The sequence below is a fragment of the Bradyrhizobium sp. BR14999 genome, from assembly GCF_056106085.1.
Genome location: NZ_CM148536.1, coordinates 7,210,292 through 7,233,297 on the forward strand (window position 1 = coordinate 7,210,292; position 23,006 = coordinate 7,233,297).

General features: G+C 62.9%; 25 protein-coding genes and 1 pseudogene. 13 read left to right on the forward strand and 13 right to left on the reverse strand.

The window, feature by feature from the left end:
- Positions 1-6: 6 nt before the first annotated feature.
- A complete protein-coding gene (locus tag ACR9YP_RS33650; RefSeq protein WP_474217903.1) occupies positions 7-141 on the reverse strand; it encodes a hypothetical protein in 135 nt (44 codons plus the stop codon).
- Positions 142-380: 239 nt separating this feature from the next.
- Between ACR9YP_RS33650 and ACR9YP_RS33655 the strand changes: the two genes are divergently transcribed.
- Positions 381-1,220: a formate/nitrite transporter family protein gene (locus tag ACR9YP_RS33655; protein WP_474217904.1), complete on the forward strand. Its 840-nt coding sequence runs from the start codon at positions 381-383 to the stop codon at positions 1,218-1,220.
- A gap of 59 nt (positions 1,221-1,279) precedes the next feature.
- Positions 1,280-3,016 carry a bifunctional protein-serine/threonine kinase/phosphatase gene (locus ACR9YP_RS33660; RefSeq protein ID WP_474217905.1) on the forward strand — a complete coding sequence of 579 codons (1,737 nt, stop codon included), beginning with the start codon at positions 1,280-1,282 and terminating at the stop codon, positions 3,014-3,016.
- Positions 3,017-3,145: 129 nt separating this feature from the next.
- Here the strand turns inward: ACR9YP_RS33660 and ACR9YP_RS33665 are convergent, their stop codons facing one another.
- Complete coding sequence (locus ACR9YP_RS33665) at positions 3,146-4,063, reverse strand: intradiol ring-cleavage dioxygenase (RefSeq protein WP_091892781.1); 918 nt, start codon at positions 4,061-4,063, stop codon at positions 3,146-3,148.
- Positions 4,064-4,240: 177 nt separating this feature from the next.
- On the opposite strand from ACR9YP_RS33665, the gene ACR9YP_RS33670 reads away from it, so the two are divergent.
- A complete protein-coding gene (locus ACR9YP_RS33670; protein WP_438110116.1) occupies positions 4,241-5,515 on the forward strand; it encodes a serine hydrolase domain-containing protein in 1,275 nt (424 codons plus the stop codon).
- A 65-nt stretch (positions 5,516-5,580) separates the two neighbouring features.
- On the opposite strand, the gene ACR9YP_RS33675 is transcribed toward ACR9YP_RS33670, so the two are convergent.
- From ACR9YP_RS33675 to ACR9YP_RS33690, 4 genes are all read right to left on the reverse strand, one after another.
- A complete protein-coding gene (locus ACR9YP_RS33675; protein WP_438110118.1) occupies positions 5,581-6,900 on the reverse strand; it encodes a TRAP transporter large permease in 1,320 nt (439 codons plus the stop codon).
- Complete coding sequence (locus ACR9YP_RS33680) at positions 6,897-7,412, reverse strand: TRAP transporter small permease (RefSeq protein WP_438110120.1); 516 nt, start codon at positions 7,410-7,412, stop codon at positions 6,897-6,899. Before ACR9YP_RS33680 ends, ACR9YP_RS33675 begins: the two co-directional genes overlap by 4 nt.
- Before the next feature lie 81 nt (positions 7,413-7,493).
- A complete protein-coding gene (locus ACR9YP_RS33685; RefSeq protein WP_474217906.1) occupies positions 7,494-8,492 on the reverse strand; it encodes a TRAP transporter substrate-binding protein in 999 nt (332 codons plus the stop codon).
- A 403-nt stretch (positions 8,493-8,895) separates the two neighbouring features.
- The gene (locus tag ACR9YP_RS33690) at positions 8,896-9,099 is read right to left on the reverse strand and encodes a hypothetical protein (RefSeq protein ID WP_438110124.1); all 204 of its coding nucleotides are present in this window, start codon (positions 9,097-9,099) and stop codon (positions 8,896-8,898) included.
- Between the two features lie 168 nt (positions 9,100-9,267).
- On the opposite strand from ACR9YP_RS33690, the gene ACR9YP_RS33695 reads away from it, so the two are divergent.
- Entirely contained in the window at positions 9,268-9,612 is a 345-nt protein-coding gene (locus ACR9YP_RS33695; RefSeq protein WP_370985059.1) for a DUF1236 domain-containing protein, read from the forward strand.
- A gap of 341 nt (positions 9,613-9,953) precedes the next feature.
- Positions 9,954-10,142 (forward strand): annotated as a pseudogene (locus ACR9YP_RS33700) (sensor histidine kinase); the annotation flags it as partial.
- Between the two features lie 147 nt (positions 10,143-10,289).
- On the opposite strand, the gene ACR9YP_RS33705 reads toward ACR9YP_RS33700, so the two are convergent.
- The 3 genes from ACR9YP_RS33705 to ACR9YP_RS33715 all read right to left on the reverse strand — a co-directional run bounded on the left by ACR9YP_RS33705 (position 10,290) and on the right by ACR9YP_RS33715 (position 13,216).
- Positions 10,290-10,754, reverse strand: coding sequence for a DoxX family protein (locus ACR9YP_RS33705; RefSeq protein WP_438110125.1), 465 nt, complete (start codon positions 10,752-10,754; stop codon positions 10,290-10,292).
- Between the two features lie 67 nt (positions 10,755-10,821).
- Positions 10,822-12,180, reverse strand: coding sequence for an MFS transporter (locus ACR9YP_RS33710; RefSeq protein WP_438110127.1), 1,359 nt, complete (start codon positions 12,178-12,180; stop codon positions 10,822-10,824).
- A complete protein-coding gene (locus ACR9YP_RS33715; RefSeq protein WP_474217907.1) occupies positions 12,149-13,216 on the reverse strand; it encodes an amidohydrolase family protein in 1,068 nt (355 codons plus the stop codon). The genes ACR9YP_RS33710 and ACR9YP_RS33715 overlap by 32 nt, the downstream gene beginning before the upstream one ends.
- A gap of 159 nt (positions 13,217-13,375) precedes the next feature.
- Between ACR9YP_RS33715 and ACR9YP_RS33720 the strand changes: the two genes are divergently transcribed.
- The 4 genes from ACR9YP_RS33720 (at position 13,376) to ACR9YP_RS33735 (ending at position 16,003) form a co-directional block, all read left to right on the forward strand.
- On the forward strand, positions 13,376-13,930 hold the full coding sequence (locus ACR9YP_RS33720; protein WP_438110131.1) for a MarR family winged helix-turn-helix transcriptional regulator: 555 nt from the start codon (positions 13,376-13,378) through the stop codon (positions 13,928-13,930).
- Positions 13,931-13,950: 20 nt separating this feature from the next.
- Positions 13,951-14,643 carry an FAD-dependent oxidoreductase gene (locus ACR9YP_RS33725; protein ID WP_474217908.1) on the forward strand — a complete coding sequence of 231 codons (693 nt, stop codon included), beginning with the start codon at positions 13,951-13,953 and terminating at the stop codon, positions 14,641-14,643.
- Between the two features lie 16 nt (positions 14,644-14,659).
- A protein-coding gene (locus ACR9YP_RS33730; RefSeq protein ID WP_438102468.1) for an IS5 family transposase occupies positions 14,660-15,408 on the forward strand; the annotation gives its coding sequence in 2 pieces (ribosomal slippage) (positions 14,660-14,990 and positions 14,990-15,408; 750 coding nt in all).
- 19 nt (positions 15,409-15,427) lie between these two features.
- Complete coding sequence (locus tag ACR9YP_RS33735; RefSeq protein WP_474217909.1) at positions 15,428-16,003, forward strand: FAD-dependent monooxygenase; 576 nt, start codon at positions 15,428-15,430, stop codon at positions 16,001-16,003.
- A 25-nt stretch (positions 16,004-16,028) separates the two neighbouring features.
- Here ACR9YP_RS33735 and ACR9YP_RS33740 read toward each other — a convergent pair whose 3' ends face one another.
- Both ACR9YP_RS33740 and ACR9YP_RS33745 read right to left on the reverse strand, forming a co-directional pair.
- Positions 16,029-16,760 carry a cytochrome c biogenesis CcdA family protein gene (locus ACR9YP_RS33740; RefSeq protein WP_091892757.1) on the reverse strand — a complete coding sequence of 244 codons (732 nt, stop codon included), beginning with the start codon at positions 16,758-16,760 and terminating at the stop codon, positions 16,029-16,031.
- 203 nt (positions 16,761-16,963) lie between these two features.
- Entirely contained in the window at positions 16,964-17,200 is a 237-nt protein-coding gene (locus ACR9YP_RS33745; RefSeq protein WP_244551239.1) for a hypothetical protein, read from the reverse strand.
- Positions 17,201-17,711: 511 nt separating this feature from the next.
- Here ACR9YP_RS33745 and ACR9YP_RS33750 point away from each other — a divergent pair.
- The 4 genes from ACR9YP_RS33750 (at position 17,712) to ACR9YP_RS33765 (ending at position 20,669) form a co-directional block, all read left to right on the forward strand.
- Positions 17,712-18,761, forward strand: coding sequence for a LysR family transcriptional regulator (locus ACR9YP_RS33750; RefSeq protein WP_474217910.1), 1,050 nt, complete (start codon positions 17,712-17,714; stop codon positions 18,759-18,761).
- A gap of 26 nt (positions 18,762-18,787) precedes the next feature.
- Positions 18,788-19,159, forward strand: coding sequence for a helix-turn-helix domain-containing protein (locus ACR9YP_RS33755; protein WP_020608151.1), 372 nt, complete (start codon positions 18,788-18,790; stop codon positions 19,157-19,159).
- Between the two features lie 295 nt (positions 19,160-19,454).
- Positions 19,455-20,276, forward strand: coding sequence for an enoyl-CoA hydratase (locus ACR9YP_RS33760; protein WP_474217912.1), 822 nt, complete (start codon positions 19,455-19,457; stop codon positions 20,274-20,276).
- A gap of 105 nt (positions 20,277-20,381) precedes the next feature.
- A complete protein-coding gene (locus ACR9YP_RS33765) occupies positions 20,382-20,669 on the forward strand; it encodes a hypothetical protein (protein WP_130213122.1) in 288 nt (95 codons plus the stop codon).
- Between the two features lie 34 nt (positions 20,670-20,703).
- Here the strand turns inward: ACR9YP_RS33765 and ACR9YP_RS33770 are convergent, their stop codons facing one another.
- A complete protein-coding gene (locus ACR9YP_RS33770; RefSeq protein ID WP_438110139.1) occupies positions 20,704-21,783 on the reverse strand; it encodes an isocitrate/isopropylmalate dehydrogenase family protein in 1,080 nt (359 codons plus the stop codon).
- A 131-nt stretch (positions 21,784-21,914) separates the two neighbouring features.
- Positions 21,915-22,982 (reverse strand): alcohol dehydrogenase, encoded by a 1,068-nt coding sequence (locus ACR9YP_RS33775; RefSeq protein ID WP_438110141.1) that lies wholly within the window; start codon positions 22,980-22,982, stop codon positions 21,915-21,917.
- Positions 22,983-23,006: the final 24 nt, after the last annotated feature.

Sequence of the window (23,006 nt, forward strand, 5' to 3'; positions counted from 1 at the left end):
GGCTGCTCAATCCTTGAGCGCCGCACAAAGTTTGTGCAACAGCTCAAGCACAATGCCGGCGGCGCGGTTGGAGAGAATCAGGAAGCAGACTATCGTATTGATGTTGCTTTCATTTTCCTGACGCACCCAGACGGCACGCAACTTGCTTATCCCTAAGCGTCAACGAAGACTGCGGCTTGCCGCATTGTTGCAGCCTCTGGCGGCTGCATTCCGGAAGCTCAACTGCTTCGCGGCCCTCTGGGCCGTCGTGACGCGATTCCCAAGGCTTCCAATCTCCATAGCCCTCGTGCGCGGCAGGCCAGCCCGCACGGCCCAAGACGTTCAGCCGCGCTCTCCAAAAGGGTGTGTCGATCTCACTTACGAAGCAAAAGGAACCATTGATGTCGTATCTCGCGCCTTCGGAATTCGTCACCAAGATGGTGGATGCAGGCGAGTCCAAGATCTTCATGTCCACCCGGGATACCATCATCCGCGCCTACATGGCCGGCGCGATCCTCACGCTCGCCGCATGGTTCGCCGTCACGATCAACGTGAACACGGGCCAGCCGCTGCTCGGTGCGCTGCTGTTTCCGGTCGGATTCGTCATGCTCTATCTGCTGGGCTTCGACCTCCTGACCGGCGTATTCGTGCTCTCGCCGCTTGCGCTGATCGACAAGCGCCCGGGCGTCACTCTTGGCGGTGTGCTCCGCAACTGGGGCCTGGTCTTCGTCGGCAATTTCGCCGGCGCCTTCACCGTGGCCTTCATGATGGCCTTCGTGACAACGTTCGGCTTCACGCAGGCCCCCGACAAGGTCGGCGCCGCCATCGGCATCATCGGCGAAAGCCGGACGCTCGGCTACGCCGCGCATGGTGCGGCCGGCATGGCGACGCTGTTCATGCGCGGCATGCTCTGCAACTGGATGGTCTCGACCGGCGTCGTCGGTGCCATGATCTCGACCTCGGTCCCCGGCAAGGTCATCGCGATGTGGATGCCGATCCTGGTGTTCTTCTACATGGTGTTCGAACATTCCGTCGTGAACATGTTCCTGTTCCCGTCCGGGCTGCTGCTCGGCGCAAAATTCTCGATCCTGGACTATCTGATCTGGAACGAGATCCCGACCGTGCTCGGCAATCTCGTCGGCGGCCTCGCCTTCACCGGCATGACCCTCTATGCCACGCACGTCATGACCCTGCCGAAGCGCCAGGCCGACAAGGCCATAAAGCCCCGCGTCGCGGCCTGATCAAAGCGACTCGACAGGAGAGCCTCACCCGCGCAGGGTGAGGCTCCCCTCTTCCGGTGATGACGATGACCCCCGGTCTCCTGATTTCGGTCGGCCAGCATTCCGACAAGGGTCGCAAGCCCATCAACCAGGATTTTCACGGCGTCCTGATTCCGGAGGAGCCGCTCCTCAGCCTGAAGGGCATCGCCGCCGTCCTCGCCGACGGCATCTCGAGCAGCACGGTGAGCCAGATCGCCAGCGAGTCGGCGGTCAAGAGCTTCCTGATGGACTATTACTGCACGTCGGAATCCTGGACGGTGAAGACGTCCGCCCGCCGCGTGCTGGACGCCACCAATTCCTGGCTGCATGCGCAGACGCGCAAGAGCCAATACGCCTATGACCGCGACAAGGGCTATGTCTGCACGCTGAGCGCCATGGTCATCAAGGCGACCACCGCGCACATCTTCCATGTCGGCGATTGTCGCATCTACCGCGTGGCCGGCAAGGCGCTCGAGCAGCTGACCGACGATCACCGCATCATCGTGTCGTCGGAGCAGACCTATCTCGGCCGCGCGCTCGGCATCAACCCGCAACTCGAGATTGACTATCAGGCCTTCGAGATCGAAGCGGGCGACACCTTTCTGCTGGCGACCGACGGCGCCTACGAATTCGTCGACGCGCGCTTCGTCACGAGCGCGCTGAACGAGCATGCAGGCGAGCTCGACGGGGCGGCGAAGGCCATCGTCGAGGAAGCCTACCGGCGCGGCAGCGACGACAACATCACGGTTCAGATCCTGCGCATCGACGCAGTGCCCCAGCGTGAGCCGTCCGGCATCTTCAATCAGACCTCACAGCTGCCGCTGCCTCCGCTGCCGGAGCCACGCGCGCTCTTCGACGGCTACAGGATCGTCCGCGAGATTCACGGCAGCAGCCGCAGTCATATCTATCTTGCCGTCGACACCGAGACCGAGGAGCCGGTCGCGCTCAAGCTGCCGTCAGTCGACCTGCGCGACAATGCTGCCTATCTCAAGCGCTTCCTGATGGAGGAATGGATCGCGCGCCGGATCGACAGCCCGCACGTGCTGAAGCCGCTGTCACAGTCGAGACGGCGCAGCTATCTCTACGTCGCGACCGAATTCGTCGAAGGCCAGACCTTGAAGCAGTGGATGACCGACAATCCGCGCCCCGATCTCGAAACCGTCCGTGGCCTCATCGAGCAGATCGCCGCCGGCCTGCGCGCCTTCCACCGCATGGAGATGCTGCATCAGGACCTCAGGCCGGACAACGTCCTGATCGACAAGACCGGCACCGCGAAGATCATCGACTTTGGGTCAGTCAGGGTCGCCGGCGTCGCGGAAGCCGCGCCGCCGGACGAAGCCGACGAAATCCTGGGAACGGTCCAGTACACGGCACCGGAGTATTTTCTTGGGCAGGGCGGCTCGCCGCGCTCCGACATGTTTTCGCTGGCCGTGATCTGCTACCAGATGCTGACGGGAAAGCTTCCCTATGGCGCTCAGGTCGCCAAGATCCGGCGCAAGGCGGACGTGCGGAGACTTCAGTATCGCCCAGCCGACGACGATCGCAACGTGCCGGCCTGGGTCGACGGCGCGCTCAGGCGCGCGCTGCATCCCGACCCGTACAAGCGGCACGAGGATCTGTCCGAATTCGTCTTCGAGCTTCGCACGCCCAATCCGGCCTATCTCAACACGCGGATCACGCCCCTGTTGGAGCGCAGCCCGCTGATGTTCTGGAAATTGACCTCGGCGGCGCTCGCCTGCGCGGTCGTCGTGCTGCTGGCACTGCTACACGCGCGTTAGAGCATGATCCGGACCCGAAGGGCCGCGTTAGCGCAAAGTGTGCAGCGGTTTTCCGAAAAGATCATGCTCAAACAATAACTAACCTAAAGCGCGATGACGATTCATCCTAATCTCATCGCGCGCTAGTCGTCAGGCCGGCTGGGCCGCCTTCGTCCCCAGCGGCTTCGGCGCCATGCCGCCGCCGGGCTTGAGGTGGAATTCGTAGCTCATCAGGTGCCACTTCCCATTCGCCTTACTGCCGTCGGGCATTGCCGGATCGTTGCGCGGCTCGACCTTGGCGATGAGGTCGTCTTTCACGCCGAACACGACGTCGGTATCCAGATATTTGTCGCCGTCCATGAAAACATGGGTGATCAGCGGCTCATAACCCTTCGCATTGACCAGGAAATGCACATGCGCCGGCCGCATCGGATGACGCTTGGTCTGCGTAATCATCTCGCCGACCGGGCCGTCGGTCGGAATCGGGTAGCTGCACGGCAGGATGGTGCGGAAGAAGAAGCGGCCGTCGTCGTCGGTGATGAAGCGCGCCCGCGCCGAGGCGCCGACCTCGTCATAGTTGGCCTTTTGTGAATCGTAGAAGCCGTCATCATCGGCATGCCAGACGTCGACGGGGACGTTCGCGAGCGGCTTGCCCTTCAGATCCGTGACTCGGCTCTGCACGAACATCCGCTCGCCGGTCTGGTTGTTGGGGGAGATATCGGTGCCGTGCGCGGTGACCTTGTGCTCGCCGACATAGAACGGACCGAGCACGGTGGTCTCCGTCGCGCCCTCGCGGTCACGGTGGTTGACGGCATCGACCAGCATGGAAACGCCGAGCACGTCGGACAGGAGAATGAACTCCTGGCGGGTGTCGGTGCACTTCTGGCCGGTGCGGGTCAGGAAGTCGATGGCATATTCCCATTCCGCGAAGGTGAGATCGGTCTTGCTCACGTAATCGTGCAGGGACTTCACCAATTCCTGGAGCAGGAATTTCGCACGCGGGTTCGGTGTGCTGTCGAAGCTCCTGACGACGGCTTCGGTGAGTTCGGTCTCGTTGAACTGGGTCATGGTGAGTTTTGCCCTGGGTTTTTCTCGTTGGCCCCCTGAGAGGCCCTTGGGGCTCCCTGGAGGCGTTCCAGGCTGCAGCCTACACCAGCAGGCCTGCTCCCGTTAAGCGCGCCGCCCTTGGAATGAGGCCGGCATTTCGGCTATCAACTGACGGACAAAACTGCCCCGGAGGAACTGATGCTCGCGCCCACCCCTGCCTCGCCCGAATCCGTCGGCATGTCCAAGACTGCACTCGACCGCGTGGATGCGCATCTGAAGAGCCGGTACATCGATGCCGGCCGGTTCCCGGGCGCGCATCTTCTCGTCTTCCGCCGTGGCAAGGTCGCACACAGCTCGGTTCAGGGCCTTGCCGACGTCGAGCGCAAGCTGCCGGTCAAGGACGACACCATCTACCGCATCTATTCCATGACCAAGCCGCTCACCAGCGTCGCCTTCATGATGCTGGTCGAGGCCGGCCTCGTCGCCATCGACGAACCCGTCGCCAAATACATTCCGGAATGGAAGGATCTCGGCGTGTTCGTCGCCGGCACCTATCCGGCCTTCCTGACCCGGCCGCCGTCCCGGCCGATGCTGATCGTCGACCTCCTGCGTCATACCTCCGGCCTCACCTATGGCTTCCAGCAGCGCTCCAATGTCGATGCCGCCTATCGCGCCGAGAAGATCGGCGAGGTCGAGAAGTCTGGCACGCTCCAGACCATGATCGAGGGCCTGGCAAAGATCCCGCTGGAGTTCTCGCCGGGCGAGGCCTGGAACTACTCGGTCGCGACCGACGTGCTCGGCTATCTCGTTGGCAAGATCTCAGGCATGCCGTTCGAACAGTTTCTGAAGGCACGCATCCTCGATCCGCTCGGCATGAGCGACACCGATTTCCATGTGCCGGCCTCGAAGGCCCATCGTTTCGCCGCCTGCTACTCGGCAGACCCCGGCGGCGGCATGACCTTCCATGCCGGCCAGCGGCGCGAGGGCCTGACGCTCCAGGACGATCCGGCAACCAGCTCGTTCTTGTCGCCGCCCTCCTTCATCTCCGGCGGCGGCGGGCTGTGCTCGACGGTCGCCGATTATCTCACCTTCTGCCGCGCGTTGCTCAATGGTGGCGAGCTCGGCGGCGTCAGGCTGATCGGGCCCAAGACGCTGGCGCTGATGGCCACCAATCACATTCCGGGCGGACGATTCCTGCCCGAGGTGTCACGCTCGCTGTTCTCGGAAGCCGCCTATAACGGCATCGGCTTCGGTCTCGGTTTCGCCGTGACCATGCGCCCGGCGGAAACACTGATCGCCGGCAGCCCCGGCGAATATAATTGGGGCGGCGCGGCCACGACCTCGTTCTGGATCGATCCGGCCGAAGAACTGATCACCATCTTCATGACGCAGGTGTTGCCGTCGAGCGCCTACCCGATCCGGCGCGAGCTGCGGAGCATGGTCTACGCCGCGATCACCGAGAGCAATCTGTAGCCATTGAATCGATCCCGCGGCCGTCGGCCGCGGGACTGCACTCTCAGAAGCTCATTTGCAGACGCTCATCTGAGCATCTCCGGCACGATCAGGCGCGGCAGGAACAGCGACACGCTCGGCCAAATGATGACTGCCGCCAGTACGAGCAGCATCGGAACCAGCATGATCACCGTATCCTTCAGAGCATAGCGCAGCCGTACACCGGCGATCGAACAGGCGATCATCAGGCATAAGCCATAGGGTGGCGTCACCAGTCCGAAGGCCAGCGATACGATGGAAATGATCGCGAACTGGACCGGATGGAGATCGACGGACTTTGCCAGCGGCTCCAGCACCGTGCCGACGATGATGATGGCCGGAATGGCGTCGAGGAAGCAGCCCACCACCAGAAAGCAGAAGGAAATGAAGAAGCCGGCGGTGACGGTGCCCATGCCCCATGTCGAGACATTGGCCAGCAGCTCTTGCGGAATCCTATAGTAGGCGAGCAGCCAGCCAAACGCACTTGCGGTGCCGACACAAAACAGCGCCACGCCGGCAAGGCGCCCGGTGTCGAGCAAGGCCTTGTACAATTCGCGTGGACCTGTCTCGCGGTAGAAGAACGCCGAGAGCGCGATAGAATAGAGCACCGCGACGCAGGCAGACTCGGTCGCGGTGAACCACCCGAGCAGAATGCCGCCAACGATGATGAGCGGCGTCATCAGCGCCGGTAACGACTGCCAAATGGCGCATCGCATCTCGACCCAGGTCGCCTTCGGATAGGTCGGGTAGCCGCGGCGCACCGCATAGACGTGCACCGTCGCCATCTGCGCGCCGGCAATCAGCAGGCCCGGCACGATGCCGGCCAGATACATCGCCGCAATCGAGGTCGAGATCAGCCCGCCCCACACGATCATAAGGATCGACGGCGGGATGATGACCGCTAGCACTGCCGACACCGCCGTGATGGCGATCGAAAATGAGAGATCGTAGCCCTCCTTGGTCTGTGCATCGATGAAGATCTTGGACTGGCTCGCCGCATCGGCCGTGGAGGAGCCTGAGATGCCGGCAAAGAACACCGACAGCACGACGTTGATCTGCGCCAGCGATCCCGGCCAGTGCCCGACCATCGAGCGCGACAGCGCCACCAGGCGGTCGGTGATGCCGCCGATGCTCATCAGGTTCGCCGTCAACAGGAAGAACGGCACCGCCAGCAGGATGAATGAATTGTATGCATTGAAGGTCTCCTGCGCGAGCGTCATCAGCGACAGACGCGGCTCGATCAGCAGGATCGGCACGCAGGCAAGGCCGAGCGCGAAAGCGACCGGCACGCGCACGATGAGCAGGCCGATGAAAACCCCGAACAGCACCATCGCGGACTGTCCGGCAGAGAGCACATTGCCGCTCATCGCCCTGCCCCAACCAGAACGCGCATCTCATCAACGATCTGTTCACCGGCAAAGACGATCCACGTCGCGCCGGTCACAGGCCAGGCAACGTGAATCAGCCAAAGCGGCAGATCTGCCAGTTCCGAAGTTCTGTTCCAGCCAAAGCGGGTGAACTCCATGCCGGCCGATACGAACACCAGCGCCAGAGCCAGTACGCCGAGACGCGCAAGGATCCGCACCGCGGCCTCCGATCGCCGCGACAGATTGGGCCACACGTCGACCTCGAAATGCTGCGCTTCCCGCACACCGACCATGGCACCGATCATGATCGTCCAGATGAACAGGAACCGCGCCATTTCCTCCGTCCAGATGTAGGAGGGAATGAAGGGCGTGTAGCGCGAGATGATTTGCAGCGTGACCGGAACAATCAGGACGCCGACACAGGCGGCCAACAGGAACTCCAGCAACTTCGCATAGGCCGCGGTGACGCGACGCCACAGCGACCGTGTGGACAAGTCGGGCGTTTCAGACATTGGGGCTCCGTGCGGCAGCTCATCCGCCTTCCGGGCAAGAAGCGGGGCCTGCCCGGACTATTGTCGGCGGACGCAGCGACCTCAGACGACGTTGATCTTCTCGAAAATGCCTTCCGCGCCAATTTCCTTGGCGTAGGTGGCCATCACGGGATCGGCGAGCTTCTTCATCGCGTCCCGCTCCTCGAAGGGAACGCGCTTGAGCTTGCCGGCTTTCTCGAGCGTGTCGAGCTTCACGACCTCTTCGCTCGATTCGAGCTGACGGCCGTAGTCGCCTGCCTCCTTGCCGGCCTTCATGATCGCGTCCTGCAAATCCTTCGGCAAGGTCTTCAGCGTCTTCACCGAGAAGCAGATCGGCCGGATCGACACGGCGTGCTGGGTCAGGCTGAGATGCGGGGCCACTTCGTAGAACTTCATCGCCTCGACGCCGGCCGCCTCGTTTTCGCCGGCCGAGATCACCCCGTTCTGGATCGCGTTGTAGATTTCGTTATAGGCGATCACCGTCGGGCTCATGCCGACTGCCGCAAAGGTCTTCGACCAGATCGGCGCTCCCTGCACGCGAACCTTGAGACCCCTGAGATCGGCGAGATTCTTGAGCGGCTTGTTCGCGAAGATGTTGCGGATGCCACCGCCGGCATAACCGATCAGAACGACCTCGGCCTTCGCCGCGACCTCGTCGGCGATCGGCGCCAGGATATTGGCCTCGACGACCTTGTTCATGTGCTCGATGCCCTTGAACACGAAGGGCGCATCGATGAACGGGGCCGCCTTGGCGAAGGTTGACATATGGGCCGGCGAGACGATGCCGTAATCGACCGCCTTGCCCTGCGACATGTACTCGAAATACTGCTTTTCGAGGCCGAGCGAGGAGTTCTTGTGCAGCGTGAAATTGACGGGCTTGCCGTAGTACTTCTTCACCAGCTCCTCGAACCGGATCAGCGCGCGGTTGAAGGCATGGTCGTCGTTGAACTGGACCGCGCCGTTCAGCGTGATCGGCGCTTGCGCCCTGAGGATCGACGGCATGCCAATCGCAGCTGCCGCAGTGGTCGCACCGATACCGGCGAGAAATGATCTTCGCTTCATCGTCTCCCCTCCCATTGATGCCCCGCCCCTGTCGCCGGGGCGTGAGCGCAGCCGGTTAACGGCCAGCGTTCGGGGAGCGTATGAAAAACGACGGCGGGACGGAAGTCATTTCGCGTAACCTGGAGGCACTCTTCGTCGCAGAGCGACACCTCCACGACCTGTTGCACTGCAACTCGCACTCCTGCTGGCGTGCGGGGCCGCATGGGCGACCTCCCGCTCTCGTAGAAACGGCAGACTTGCGGACCTTTGCGCTGCACGCAGAGGCCCGCTCGCCTCCCTCGACAGGCCTAGTGCATGTGACCAATCAGATAGATGCCGCCGCCGATCACAATGATCGCTGGCACGGCCCAGAGAATAAATACGGGGATCACGGGCATCACATTCTTCCTAATTGGATGTCTTCCTAATTGGATGTGCAGACCTTGACGGTCTTCATGCCGCTCTCAGCCTCGGTGAGCGTCTTGTAGATCGTGCCCGACGGGCTGACCACGGTCATGGAGGCGTCTGTCGGCTTCTTGTCGACGATGGTGCACTTCTTGGTCTTGACGTCCTGGACCACGTAGAACTCGTCGGCCGCGAACGCCGGCAAGGACAATGCAGCAACCATCAGCGCTGCACTCGCTATTCTCAGCGTCCCTTTCTTCTCCTCAATTTCCCGAGCTTCCGGGCCCGGTCGATTCAGAAACGGGAAAAAATAGCAATTTGTTCCTACGCGGGAGGAACGCGGCGCATGGTGAGATGTTGTTGCGGCGCATATTCCTGTGAGGAGGACAAGATGAAAAAGCTGTTCCTGCTGTCCGCCGCAGCCGTCCTGATTTCGACCGGCGCGTTCGCGCAGTCCACCGTGGTGACCACCACTGGAACCGGTCATGCGGCGGCAGTTCAGATCGAGCCGGAGTACCGCACCAAGATCAAATCCTACATCACCGAGCACCGCGTTCGTCCGGTGGTGACGAAGGAAAAGATCATCGTCGGTGCGACGGTGCCGACCGACGTCGAGCTTGAGGCCGTTCCGGCGGATTGGGGCCCGTCACTGACGAAGTATCGCTACGTTTATTCCAGCGATCGCGTGATGCTGGTGGATCCGGGCTCGCGCGTGGTCATTCAGGAAATCGATTGATCGCGACGCGACCTCCGGGCGGCTGCTCCCCAACGGCGGCCGCCGACCTGGAGTTGAGCGTATGAAATCGCATCGAGAGGCCCGGATCGTCGGGCTCAGTCTGGCGGCTGTCTACGCCACGTGTCTGCTATTGACCGCGATCACGATGATCTGACCCGGCCCCCGACTGCATCGCAAAATCTTCTCCCCGCTCGCAGATGCGAAAATCGTGGCGCCGGGCAAGTGCTGCCCTTATGGTCTTGCCAAAACCATAATCCGGTGCCGCTGCGCCGGAATCGGGACGCCCGCGCTTGTCAAAGCTTACGCTGCCGGTCCGGCTCGCTCTCCTGGTCGCTGGAACGATGTTGCCGCTGATCATCTTCGCGGTCGGCATCGCTGTCTACAATTACAAGCAGGATCGAAGTGACGCGACCAGCCGCGTGCTGGAGAACGTGCGCAGTATGCGCCTTGTGCTGGACTCCGAAGTGCAGCGGATGACCGGCGGCCTGCAGGTTCTGGCGCTGACGAACTCGCTGCGCAACGGCGACTTCCTGCCGCGCGGCGTCGTCTGCACAGTGACGTGCGTACTGGACGAGACGCGTTGAACGGACGAAAAGGATATCGGCGATGAAGATCACTCATGTGGACCGCAAGGCGCTGGCGCGCTTCGCGGTCAGCTCATCGGCGTAGCTAAAGGATCACGAGAGCTCGGGAGCACCTTTGGAGCCGGGCTTGATGGCCGCTTGCACGGCATGGGCGCCCGGCCCGTAAGAGGCGATGAGCGCAAGGGCGCCCAGCAGGCCGAGATTCTTCAGGAAGTTGATGGTCTGCATCACGACCTGCGCTTCGGGCGCGGCCCAGAAATTGTGAAACATCAGCGTGGCGGCGATGGTGAACGGGATCAGGACCGCCGCCGCCGGGCGCGCAAACAGGCCTAGCAGCAGGGCCGTGCCGCCTCCGAGTTCGACTGCAATCGCGCCAGCGGCCAGCACCGCGCCGAATCCCTCGGCGCCGCCGGGAAGCCGGCCCGCGGTCGTGGCAAATGCCATCACCTTTCCGATGCCGCTGTAGAGAAATAGCGGCGCAATCGCGACGCGTGCGAACAGAAGTACCCAGGCGTCGAGCGGCCCTGCGGTCGCAGCGGAACGAGTGGATGTGGACATTTCGGATCTCCTTTGGTGAAGCTGGCCAGTCAAGGCGCGGCCGGTGATTGTCGATCGGCCCGCCTCATCACTCCGCGGGTGCGATATCGGCGCGCGGCAGACGATTTGCTGCGGCAGCACTGAGCGATCCGATCGCCAGCGCACCGACCATGGACGCGCCGCCGATCGCCCAGAACACGGCGTCGGGGCCTCCGGTCGCCTGCTGCAACAGACCGATGACATAGGGGCCGAGGATCGCTCCCACCCGGCCGATGCCCAATTCCATTCCGACGCCGCTGGCGCGGAAACAGGTCTCGTATGACCCGGCGGTGAAATTGTTGAGCACGTGCTGGGCGCCGATGATGCAGAAGCCCGCAACGGCGACGATGGCGAGATTGACGCCATGACCGCTGACGAAGACGAGCGCCAGCACGGCAATGCCGCCGGTCAGCCACCAGGTCGCGAGATAACGTGGCGTCAGCAAGAAATTGCGATCGGCCAGCATTGCGAGCGTGAGGCCGCCGATGAACGACATCGCCTGCATCAAGGCACCGAAGCCGAATGATGCCGCGAAGGTCTCGCCGCGCTTGAGCATGACCGTCGGAATCCACCCGGTGAGACCGAAGATCGCGAACAGGCTGAGAAACGCCGTGATCCAGATGGTCAGCGAAACGCGGCGATAGCGCGGGCTCAGCAACGCTCCAATCGTGCTCTGCGGCCGCGTACCGTCATCCGATGCGAACGTCGCATTCTGGTAGACGGCGGCCCGCTCGGGCCGCAGCCGTGCCAGCAGCGCACGCAACTCCGGGATCCGCGATCGGGTCGCCAGGAATTGCGGACTTTCCGGCAGGATGGCGTGTGCCACGAAAGTCAGCGGGATCGACAGCGCGCCAACGTAGTAGAGGATCTGCCAACCGTGCTGCGGCGTCAGGAATACGCCGACGAGACCGGCGCAGACGCCGCCGAGCGACCAGCCCAGCGTCACGCCCCACAGCGAAAACGTGTTGCTGACACGCTTGGGCGCGAGCTCGTTGATGAAGGTCGTGCCGAGCGGCAGCAGCACGCCGAGACCGAGCCCGGTGACGAAGCGAAGAGCGCAGTAGCTCCAGAAATCGTACGCCAGCACGGCGGTCAGCAATGTGAAGACGTTGACGACCCACAATCCTGCGAGCAGCGTGCCACGCCGGCCGAAACGGTCGGCTACGCTGCCGTGACCAATCGCGCCGAACAGAAAGCCGACGAGACCCGAGCTCACCAGAAACCCCGCTTGGCTTGGCTGGAGTCCCCAGGGCTGGACCACGTAGTGGATGACATAGGCGGGATTGAAGGTGTCATAGCCGTCGAACAGCGTGATGAGCGTGATCAGGATGCCGAGCAGCTTGTGGAACGGGCCGATCGGAGCGCCGGACAATTCCTCATGCACGTCGATTTCGGACGAGATGCTCACGGGTTTCCTCCATTGAGATTGCTGACACGTTCTGCTCTGCGGCAGATTGGGTCGTTGCTTTGCCGAGCCCGAACAGGGCACGCGCATTGTCGCGGCCGATCTTGATGCGATCGCCTTCGGAAATCGCCGCGCTATCGAACCAGTCGGCGGCATGATCGATGTTCTCGAACGGCCAGTCGGCCGAGAAGAGAATGCGGTCGGCACCGATCTCCAGGATTGCGTCGATCAGCGCCTGGGTGCGGAAGTTGCCCGACGTGGTGATGTAGAAATTCTCTCGGAAATAGTCGGCGATCTTGCGCCGCGCGGGATAGGCATTCTGGCTCCGCATCCACTTGTTGTGGTTGTCGACCCGCCACATCGAGTACGGCAGCCCCTCCCCCATGTGCCCGAGAATGATCTGGAGCCGCGGATGCGCGTCGAACAGTCCGGAGCCCATCAGGCGCAGGGCATGGACCGCAGTCTCCTGCCCAAACGCCCAGGTCGGTCCCAGCAGCCAGCGATGCCCTTCATAGATCGCCGAGTCTTTCGGCAGCGGATTGCGTGGGTGCAGATAGAAGGGAACGCCGAGGCGTTCGACTTCCGACCAGAACGGCCAGAACTCCTTGCGGTCATAGTAAATCGCATGATCGGTGCCGGCGAGCTCGCTGAAGCCGTTGACGAGCGCCCCGCGAAATCCAAGCGTGCCGACGCTGCGATCGAGCTCGCGCGCGGCCGCGTCGGGATCCTGCATCGGCAGCGCTGCAAGGCCCTGGAAGCGATCCGGCCGCTTGGCGACCTGCTCGGCGAGGAAGTCGTTGGCACGGCGCGACAGCTCCAGTGCACGGCTGCGGTCGGGAATGGCCTGGACGGCCGGCGCGTTCAGCGACAGCAGCATCATCTCGATTCCGTGACCGTCCATCTCCGCGAGGCGGCGGTCGTGAATGTCGAGCAGCCGCGCTTCCAGCTCGCGCCAGTCGTCGGTCGGCGCGAAGCCCGCGCTGTCCTGAACAGTCTCCCGAAGCGCGAAGTGCTCCTCGAGCGCGATCTTTTCCTGCATGGCGTCGTCCCTTCAACTCTGGCGTTGACAAAGCAAAGCACCGGGCGCAAATAGTTGTCAATGATAAAGTTGCAAATGCAAATGATTGAAACGCAAATATTGCACGTGCGAAGGTTGACCCTTATTCCGGGCGGAGTTCTCCCGCCAGGATCCAAGTCCATGTATCGATTTTCGAATTCGCTGCCCTATCTGCTCGCCCGGCTCGGCGTTCGCATGGGCGACCTTTTCGCGCGCGTGATCCGTCACGAGAAGTTGACGCTTCCGATGTACCGCGTGCTGGCCGCACTGTCAGAGCAGGGCCATCCGTTGCGCCTTGGAGAGATCGCCGAACTGACGTCGGCCGACGTGTCTACCCTGTCGCGCATCGTCGCGGAGATGAGCCGCGCCGGCCTCTTGACGCGCGACCGGCCTGAGAACGATCAGCGCAGCCTCCAGGTCGTCTTGACGCCCAAAGGTGCTGAGCTGGCAGGGCGGCTCATGCCGCTCGCCGCCTATTATGAAGAAGTCGCAACCGGCAGCATGTCCGCCAAGGAAGCGGCGGAGCTCAAGCGCGTGCTGGTCGAGCTCTACAAGAATATCGATCGGCTCGAGCAGGAAGTCGAAGCCGGATTGATCAAGGTGCCTCCGCCGGCGCGGCCGCAGGACGTTCTTGACGAGCAGCCGGAGGCACGCAGCAAGGCGAGGCAGCCGCGTACCAGGACATCGAGAAAATAGCAAACCACCGAGGAGAGGACATGCGACAGGATCCCATCATCATTGTCGGCGGCGGCATCGGCGGACTTGCGGCCGCGATCGCGCTGGCACGGAAGGGTTTTCAGGTCACCGTCCTGGAACGCGCGCCGCGCTATCAGGAGATCGGCGCCGGCATCCAGCTTGGTCCCAACGCATTCCACGCCTTCGACCGACTCGCACTCGGTGATGTCGCACGATCGATCGCCGTCTTCATCGACCAGCTCCGGCTAATGGACGCGATCTCGGCGGAAGAGATCACCAGCATCGATCTGACCAGCTATTTCCGGCAACGCTTTGGCAATCCCTATGCCGTGGTCCATCGCGGCGATCTTCACGGCATCTTCGTGCGCGCCTGCGAGGCGCACCCCCACGTCACGCTGCGGTCCGATTGCGATGTCGTCGGCTACGAGCAGAACGATGCTTCGGCAACGGCACTGCTCAAGTCTGGTGAGCGTGTCACCGGGTGCCTCGTGGTTGGCGCGGACGGACTTCGCTCCCGCATTCGCCAGCAGATGGTCGCCGACGGCGCGCCGCGGGTCGCGGGCCACACCACCTATCGTTCAGTCATCCCGACCGAGCAGATGCCGGAGGATCTGCGCTGGAACGCCGCGACATTGTGGGCCGGCGCCAAGTGCCATCTAAGGCCTGTTTACAGACAGGATTCCCAAATCAGTAGAAAATTGATTCAAGGCTGAAAATTGGAGATCAGCCTTGATTCGATTGATGTTGAGCGATGCGCAGTGGGAGCGGATTGCGCCGGAATTGTCTGGCAAAGCCGGTGATCCCGGCGGCACCGGGCGTAACAACCGGCTCTTTATCGAAGCAGTTCTTTGGATTGCGCGCACGGGCTCGCCGTGGCGAGATCTGCCGGAAGCGTTCGGCAAGTGGTTCACAGTGTATACGCGCTTCTGGCGCTGGGCGCAGAAGGGGGTCTGGGAGCGGGTCTTCAAAGCTCTCTGTGACGATCCCGATTTCGAATATGTCCTGATCGACGGCACACTCGTCCGGGTCCACCAACATGGCACCGGGGCAAAAGGGGGACTCAAAATCAGGCCATAGGCCGCTCGCGTGGTGGCCTGACTACCAAAATCATGGCTCTGGTCGACGCACTCGGCAATCTCATTCGCTTCGTCCTGCTGCCCGGCCAGCGTCACGACAGCATTGGCGTCGAGCCTTTGATCACTGGCCTCGATTTTGAAGCGCTGATCGGCGACAAGGCCTTCGATAATAACTGGCTGCGCGCCAATCTGAACCAACGCGGCGCCGCAGCGGTCATCCCGTCCAAGGCCGACCGCGCCGGGCGCATCCCGCACGACGCCGAAATGTACAAATGGCGCCACCTGGTCGAGAACTTCTTCTGCCAGCTCAAGGCATTCCGCCGCATCGCAACTCGCTACGAAAAAACAGACGCCTGCTTTGCCGGCCTCCTCAATCTCGTCGCGGCTTTCCTCGCAAACTAGCGACTGTAAACAGGCCTTAGTGCATTATCCGCTCTCGGGCTGGAAGGTGTTCAATCTCGCAATCACCTGCCATAACGATCCCGTCGAGGCGTTTGCGGCAAGGCCCGTGACCCACGAGGAGGTGCTCGAAGGTTTTCAGGACGTGCACCCTCGCGCCAAGGCGATCATCCATCATGGAAGGGACTGGAAGGCGTGGGTGACCTGCGATCGCGATCCGACCGATCGCTGGATCGACCGGCGCGTCGTTCTCCTGGGCGATGCCGCGCATCCGATGCTGCAATATTTCGCGCAAGGGGCCTGCATGGCGCTGGAAGATGCCGTCTGTCTCGCGGACGAACTCGACGAGACGGAAGGCGATGTCGCCCACGCGCTGGACCAATACAGGAATGCCCGGATGCTGCGTACTGCGCGGGTCCAGCTTCAGGCCCGGGAACTCGGCGATCACGTCTATCATCCGGCCGGAGTCCACGCGCTGCTGCGCAATCAGCTGATACGCGAGACAAGCCTGGAGCGCTTCTGCGAGAATCTCGCCTGGCTTTATCAATCCCCGTTCCCGGAACGGCGCCGGCTGAGTGAAAGACCCGGGCGGTTCTGAGCCGGTGCAGCTCGCCGATTCCGCCCTACCCGATCGTCTGCAACGCCGGAAACGTCTCCAGCAGCCAGATGCTCACATTCGAGACCGCGCCGGTGAGGAAGCCGATGCCGGTGATCACCATCAACACGCCCATGGCGCGCTCGACGTTGACGAGCTGGCCCTTCATCCGCGCGAACAGCGCGGAGAACTGCTCGATCATCAGGGCGGCGATCAGGAAGGGAATGCCGAGGCCCGCGGAATAGACGGCGAGCAGGCCCGCGCCCTTGGTGACCGTCGCTTCCGCTGCGGCGATCGACAGGATCGCGGCGAGGATCGGGCCGATGCAGGGCGTCCAGCCGAACGCAAAGGCAAGCCCCATGATGTAGGCGCCCCAGAGCCCGACGGGCTTGGGGATCGGCAGCCGGCCCTCGCGCATCAACAGACCGATCCGGGTCAGTCCCAGGAAGTGCAGGCCCATGATGATGATGACGATGCCGGCGAGGATCGACAGCTCGGCCGACCAGGCGCGGATCAGGCCGCCGATCAGCGAGGCACTGGCGCCGAGCGCCACGAACACGGTGGAGAAGCCGAGCACGAACAAGAGCGCCGACATCAAGATCGCGCGCTTGGAGGCCGCGGCCGGCTCGTCGCTCTCGACATGCTCGATCGTGGCCCCTGTGAGGTAGATCAGATAGGGCGGAACCAAAGGCAGGACGCAGGGCGAGAGGAAGCTGACGAGGCCGGCAATCAGCGCCGCCGGGATCGAAACATTTTGCATGATGCAATCGGAGCCATCTCAGGCCCGACACGACGCGCGGGGAGCGCGCGGACCGGAGCCGAACCGGCTCTGGTGTAACCGATGGCTCGGAATGCGCAACAGAGGCGCGCGAAACCAGGGCTCCTCCCGATGCCGTCCGTGATCACAGATGCGGCATCGGGACGCGCACAAATCTCGCCAAAAAGCGAGACTCGGCGGCGCGGCTACTTCACCACGCGGAGCAGCGGACGCCGGGGCTGGTCCTGCGTCTGCTTGGAAGGGGACCGCGGTTCGCTCGCAGCGCTCCGCAGCATTTCGTCGCACAATGCCTTGAGATCGGCATCGTCAATTCCTTTGAGCTTCATCCTGACGTCGAGGATGACCATGGACAGCAGCTCGGCCGAGTCGCGGCTGTTGCTCGCATTGAGAACCCTGCGGCACTCCTCGAGCGTTTCCAGCACCGACTGCAACTGTTCGTCTGAATGCGACACAAGCGTTCTTTCCGTTAATTCGGCCTGCGAGAATTGTCTGTGACGACCCCTGCGGCCCCCGTGGAGCGCCAAAGATAGCACGAGGCCGCTGAGCCTCTGAACATGATTTCAGTGTGTTTCTGCGATGAAACCGCGGTTCCCGCCAACATCGTGCCACGACGCCACTGGCAATCGTCGGAGCGATTCGGGACAAGACGCTTCGTGCGCTGCGATTGCTCCATCCGGGACCACGGCAACCGCTGTTGCGCAGGAATGTCCACTGCGGACAGCGCCGACAATCCCGCAGCCATCTCGAGGCTTGCAACGGAACTCACGCGATACCCCTCAAACGGGCAACAGGCTGCCCGATCCCAGCCCTGGCAGCACTCAAATACCGCTCGCGCCGCAGTAAGGATGACGTTCAAAACTCATCACCCCCGCAACCCGCCGTGGTTGTAGTTTGCGCCAGATTCTGCCAGTTTAGCAAACCAAAGGGAATTGTATGCACTCCTTGGCGGAAAGGGGCGTTCCGTTGGAAGAACGCCCGAAGATAAATATCAGCGGCCTCTCCGATTGGGACGCGGCCCGCATATTCCTGGAAGTCGTCCGATGTGGAAGTTTCCGCTCGGCGGCCGAACGTCTGTCCCTGTCGATCAACGCCGTCCGTCGCCGGATCGATGATTTCGAGCGTCAGACCGGCACCACCCTGTTCACCCGCGACGTCCACGGCACCCATCTGACCGATGAAGGCGCGATCGTGGTCTCTGCCGTCGAGCGCATGGAGGCGGCGGCCTTCGACGTGATGCGGACCAGCGATTCGACGGTCAACGCCCTGTCCGGCGAAGTCCGCGTCGCCGTCACCGAGGGACTTGGGACGTTCTGGCTTGCCCCGCGGCTGGTCGAATTCCAGCAAGCCTATCCGAAGATCCTGGTCGACCTGCATTGCGCGATGCGCTCGGCCGATGTCTCCCGCCACGAGGCCGACGTCGCTATCCATCTGTCACGTCCCTCGGCGCTCGACGTCAAGCTGGTGCGGCTCGGCCGCATGCATCTGATGTTCTGGGCCTCGGAGAAATACATCGCAAAACATGGCGCGCCGCGCTCGGCAGCGGAATTGATCAAGCATCGCCTGGTGCTGCAATTCGCCGACCAGCTCGCCGCCAAGGAATCTTTCGAGAGCTTCTTCCCGGGCGTTTCGGAACGTGACCTTCTGGTCAAGAAAACCAACGTCTCGAGCGCCAACTACTGGGCGGTCGCGAATGGCGCCGGAATCGGCGTATTCCCGAGCTACGCCATTGCGCTTGGCGGGAAGTTGATTCCACTGGAGGTCGAGCTGAACCGACCGCTGGATATCTGGCTGTCCTACCATCCCGGTAGCGGACGGATTCCGCGCGTGCGGCACATGATTGACTGGCTGATCGAGGCTTTCAATCCGGCTCGCTTCCCGTGGTTTAAGGAGGAGTTCGTGCATCCGCATGAATTCAAGGACTCGTATATGGGCGAACCCCTGACCCAGCTCTTCGGGGGATTTTCAACCGAAGAACAACGGTGAGAAGTATGAAAGCAGCGGCGAAGAGAATGAAGCAGCGCAGTGCCGGCAAGCCGGACATTGAGCTTGGCAAGCGGATTCGTTTGCGGCGGGTCGAGATGAAGATCTCGCAGGCCGAACTGGGCGAGAAGCTGGGCGTCAGCTTCCAGCAGGTGCAGAAATACGAGAAGGGCGTCAATCGCGTCGGCGCGGCCAGGCTTCAGCAGATCGCCTCCGCCCTCGATGTGCCTGTGACCTTCTTCTATGACGGCGACAACAAGGCGCGCGAAGTGGAGAGCCTGCTCTTCCTCGACAGCGCCTTCAGCCTCCGTCTGCTGCGCGCCTACAGCAAGATCAAGGACCAGACGGTGCAGCGTCAGCTCGTCTCGCTGATGGAATCGATTGCAGCGAACGAAAGCTGAGATCGATCGACGGTCCGGCCTTTGCGGCCGACGTTCAATCCGCCGCGTCGCGGGGGCGCGGCCGGATTGGACGAGACCGGACGAGAAGATATGTCTGCGCCGGCGCGCTTGCGCGCGGTCTTTCTCGGGGCGGTCTAGTCGCCCCTTTTTCTTGGCGGTCTGCTGCCATGCGCCGAACTTCGCGCGCGCCATGCAATCGCAGCACAGGCGGATGCAAGCTCGCCTACCCCGGCCCCGGTTGACCGCGGTGGCGCCCGCGCCGCACATTGCCTCGCCAACGATCAGCGAGCGCGCGATGTCCGATATGTCCAGCACGACCGAAACGGCTTACGCCGACGGCAATATCCTCATGCACGCGGCCGGCGGCGTCGGCGTGATCACCTTCAACAATCCCGACAAGCGCAACGCGATGTCGCTGGAGATGTGGGAGGGATTTGGCGAGGCACTGATCAGCCTGCGCGACGACGAGACGGTGCGGGTCGTAATCCTGCGCGGCGCCGGCGGCAAGGCGTTCGTCTCGGGCGCCGACATCAGCCAGTTCGCGAAGGTCAGGCACAATGCAGCGGCGTCCGAGGAGTACGCCAAGCGCAGCGCCGCCCAGCGCGCGCTGCTCGCCGACTATCCCAAGCCGACCATCGCCTGCATCCAGGGTTTTTGCCTCGGCGGCGGCATGCAAGTCGCGATGCTTGCCGACATCCGCATCGCTTCGCACGACAGCCAGTTCGGCATTCCCGCCGCCAGGCTCGGCATCGCCTATGGCTATGACGGCTTGCGTCATCTGGTGTCGCTGGTCGGCCCGTCCTGGGCGCGCCTGTTGATGTACACGGGCATGCGCATCGATTCCTCTGAGGCGCTGCGCATTGGCCTCGTTGAGCGCGTGATCCCCGACGATCAACTCTGGGGCGAGACCATGGGAATCGCGCAAACCATTTCCGAAAACGCGCCGCTCGCCATCAAGGCCGCCAAGATCACCATCGCGCAGGTTCTGAAGGACGAGAGCCAGCGCGACATGGACACGATCAAGGCGATCGGCAACGCCTGCATGGACTCTCAGGATTTCCGCGAGGGCCGGCAGGCCTTCATGGAAAAGCGCAGACCCAAGTTCCAGGGGCGCTGAAACTGAACCTTCGTTCAGGAAGATTAAATTTCCCGCGCGCACGCACCGCGATAGCAACCAGTTGATCTGTCGAAAGTTCTCTCGCCACCAACGAGGGAGATTGCGATGAAACTCAAATTTGCTGTTCTCGGTCTGGCTGCCTTGGGCGGTGCGGCGCTCGCCTCGGGTCCCGCTCTCGCGGCAATGCCGAACGGCATCCCGCAGGCGGACAAGATTGCAGGCGGTCCCGCCGCCGATGTCGATCAGGTGCGCTGGGTCTGTAACCCCTGGGGCCGCTGCTGGTGGCGTCCGAACTACTACGGCGCCTACGGCTATTATGGCGGCCCGCGACGCTTCTACGGCCCGCGTCCGTGGGGCTGGGGTCACCGCTACCACCACTGGCGCCGCTGGTGAACGACAGGGGGCCTGCGGGCCCCTTTTTCCTTGACTACAGCGCCGCGAGCACCGCTTTCGTGATGTCCGCCGTGCCGTTGTTGCCGCCGAACTCCATCGGCTTGATGCCGCCGGCGTAGACCTTGTCTACCGCACGCTCGATCGTCTCGCCGGCCTCCGTCGCGCTCTCGACGCCATGCTTGTCGGCGAGCCAGTCCAGCATCAGCGCCGCCGACAGGATCATGCCGGTGGGATTGGCCTTGCCCTGCCCCATGATGTCGGGCGCGGTGCCGTGGCACGGCTGAAACACCGCATACTTGTCGCCAATGTCGGCCGACGGCGCCATGCCGAGGCCGCCGATCAGGCTCGCGGTGATGTCGGAGACGATATCGCCGAACATGTTCTCCATCACCATCACGTCGAAATCCCAGGGCCGCTTCACCAGCATCGCCGAGCAGGCATCGACATAGAGCCAGTTGGTCTTCACCTCCGGATGCTTTTTGGCGATCTCGTCGAAGATGCCGCGGAAGAAGGCGAAGGCCTTGAACACGTTCGCCTTGTCGACGCAGGTGAGCGCACCGGGCTTGCCGCGCGCCTTGCGCCGCTCGGCAAGGCGAAACGAGAACTCGAACAGGCGCTCGGACGTGTTGCGCGTGATCACCATGGTCTCGCGCGCATCCTCATGGGTGACGACGCCCTTGCCCATCGAGGCGAACAGGCCTTCGGTGGACTCCCTGATCACGACAAGATCGATGCCGCGCCGGTCGGCGCCGACGATCGGGCTCGGCACGCCCGGAATGAGCCGCGCCGGACGCACGCCGGCATAGAGATCGAAGATGAAGCGCAGTTCGATCTGCGGCGCGATCTCGGTGTTGTCGGGGTAGCGCACCGAAGGCAGGCCGCAGGCACCTAACAGGATCGCATCCGCCTCCTCGCATAGCTTGATCGTGGTATCAGGCATCGACTTGCCGGTGGCGAGATAATTGTTGGCGCCGGCCGGGGCCTCGGTGAAGCGGAAGCGCAAATCCGATTTCTGTTCGATCTTGCGCAGCACCTCGATCGCCGGCGCCATGACTTCGGGACCGATGCCGTCACCGGCGAGCACGGCAATGTGGAAGGCGTTATTTGCGGACATAAGAGCCTCAAGGAAGGAGTTAGCCAAGTCGTCATTGCGAGCGAAGCGAAGCAATCCAGGATCTTTCCGCTGAGGCGGTCTGGATTGCTTCGCCGCTTTGCTTCTCGCAATGACGGAGGAGAGAGCGTTCGTTACGGCGTCAGCACGGTGCGTCCGACCACCGCGCCCTGCTGCAACTGCAGCAGCGCGTCGTTGGCCCTGGCGAGCGGTACCGTCGTCACCGGGATCGGCGGCACCTTCTTCGCTCGCACCAGATCGAGCAATTCCTGCGTCTCACGCAAATTGCCGACATAGCTGCCCTGGATCGTCACGGCCTTGATCGGAATCAGCGGCAGCGCCCAGGTCGCACCGCCGCCAAACAGGCCGACGATGACGAGCTTGCCGCCCTTGGTCAGGCAGTCGAAACCGAGCTGCGTCGTCGCGGCATTGCCGACGAGGTCGATCACGGCGCGGATCGGCCCGCCCGCCTTCTTCGCGAGCTGCTCCAGCGCATCCGGCGCCTTGGGATCGACCGTCGCGAGTGCGCCGGCCTTATCCGCCGCTTCGCGCTTCTTCGCATCGATATCGACCATGATCGCGCCCTTGCCGCCCATCGCTTTCAGCAGCGACAGCGCCATCAGGCCGAGGCCGCCCGCGCCGAACATCACGATCGGCGTGTCGAAATGCTGCTCGACCTTTTTCAGCGCGCTGTAGGTGGTGACGCCCGAGCAGGCGTAAGGCGCGGTCGTCGCGGGATCGAGCCCTCTCAGATTGAGCAGATAGCGCGGATGCGGCACCAGCATGTGGTCGGCATAACCGCCGTCGCAATAGACGCCGAGCGAGCGCGGCGTCAGGCACATGTTCTCGTCGCCGCCAAGACATGTGGCGCATTTGCCGCAGCCGATCCAGGGATAGACCAGGCCGACATCGCCGAGCTTGAGGTCGCCCTGGTCGGTCGGCTTCACGTCGGGACCGAAGGCGAGGACTTCGCCGACCGTCTCGTGGCCCATGGTCAGCGGCAAATTGATGCCGCGGTCCTTCAGCGACAGCGGCTTGCGGCCGTGACCGAGATCGTAGCCGCCTTCCCAGATGTGGAGGTCGCTGTGGCAGACGCCAGCCGCCTTCACCTTGATCAGAACCTGGGTGCCCGAGGGCTGCGGCGTGGCCTCGTCGACCTCCTGCAGCGGCGCCTTGAAATCGGCGACCTTGAAGCTCTTCATCGACATCCTCCCGGCATGTTCTTG

Coding starts and splice junctions, on each gene's coding strand:
- ACR9YP_RS33655 (WP_474217904.1), top strand. CDS start 381: ATGTCGTATCTCGCGCCTTCGGAATTCGTCACCAAGATGGTGGATGCA.
- ACR9YP_RS33660 (WP_474217905.1), top strand. CDS start 1,280: ATGACGATGACCCCCGGTCTCCTGATTTCGGTCGGCCAGCATTCCGAC.
- ACR9YP_RS33665 (WP_091892781.1), bottom strand. CDS start 4,063: ATGACCCAGTTCAACGAGACCGAACTCACCGAAGCCGTCGTCAGGAGC.
- ACR9YP_RS33670 (WP_438110116.1), top strand. CDS start 4,241: ATGCTCGCGCCCACCCCTGCCTCGCCCGAATCCGTCGGCATGTCCAAG.
- ACR9YP_RS33675 (WP_438110118.1), bottom strand. CDS start 6,900: ATGAGCGGCAATGTGCTCTCTGCCGGACAGTCCGCGATGGTGCTGTTC.
- ACR9YP_RS33680 (WP_438110120.1), bottom strand. CDS start 7,412: ATGTCTGAAACGCCCGACTTGTCCACACGGTCGCTGTGGCGTCGCGTC.
- ACR9YP_RS33685 (WP_474217906.1), bottom strand. CDS start 8,492: ATGAAGCGAAGATCATTTCTCGCCGGTATCGGTGCGACCACTGCGGCA.
- ACR9YP_RS33690 (WP_438110124.1), bottom strand. CDS start 9,099: ATGGTTGCTGCATTGTCCTTGCCGGCGTTCGCGGCCGACGAGTTCTAC.
- ACR9YP_RS33695 (WP_370985059.1), top strand. CDS start 9,268: ATGAAAAAGCTGTTCCTGCTGTCCGCCGCAGCCGTCCTGATTTCGACC.
- ACR9YP_RS33705 (WP_438110125.1), bottom strand. CDS start 10,754: ATGTCCACATCCACTCGTTCCGCTGCGACCGCAGGGCCGCTCGACGCC.
- ACR9YP_RS33715 (WP_474217907.1), bottom strand. CDS start 13,216: ATGCAGGAAAAGATCGCGCTCGAGGAGCACTTCGCGCTTCGGGAGACT.
- ACR9YP_RS33720 (WP_438110131.1), top strand. CDS start 13,376: ATGTATCGATTTTCGAATTCGCTGCCCTATCTGCTCGCCCGGCTCGGC.
- ACR9YP_RS33725 (WP_474217908.1), top strand. CDS start 13,951: ATGCGACAGGATCCCATCATCATTGTCGGCGGCGGCATCGGCGGACTT.
- ACR9YP_RS33740 (WP_091892757.1), bottom strand. CDS start 16,760: ATGCAAAATGTTTCGATCCCGGCGGCGCTGATTGCCGGCCTCGTCAGC.
- ACR9YP_RS33750 (WP_474217910.1), top strand. CDS start 17,712: ATGCACTCCTTGGCGGAAAGGGGCGTTCCGTTGGAAGAACGCCCGAAG.
- ACR9YP_RS33755 (WP_020608151.1), top strand. CDS start 18,788: ATGAAGCAGCGCAGTGCCGGCAAGCCGGACATTGAGCTTGGCAAGCGG.
- ACR9YP_RS33760 (WP_474217912.1), top strand. CDS start 19,455: ATGTCCGATATGTCCAGCACGACCGAAACGGCTTACGCCGACGGCAAT.
- ACR9YP_RS33765 (WP_130213122.1), top strand. CDS start 20,382: ATGAAACTCAAATTTGCTGTTCTCGGTCTGGCTGCCTTGGGCGGTGCG.
- ACR9YP_RS33770 (WP_438110139.1), bottom strand. CDS start 21,783: ATGTCCGCAAATAACGCCTTCCACATTGCCGTGCTCGCCGGTGACGGC.
- ACR9YP_RS33775 (WP_438110141.1), bottom strand. CDS start 22,982: ATGAAGAGCTTCAAGGTCGCCGATTTCAAGGCGCCGCTGCAGGAGGTC.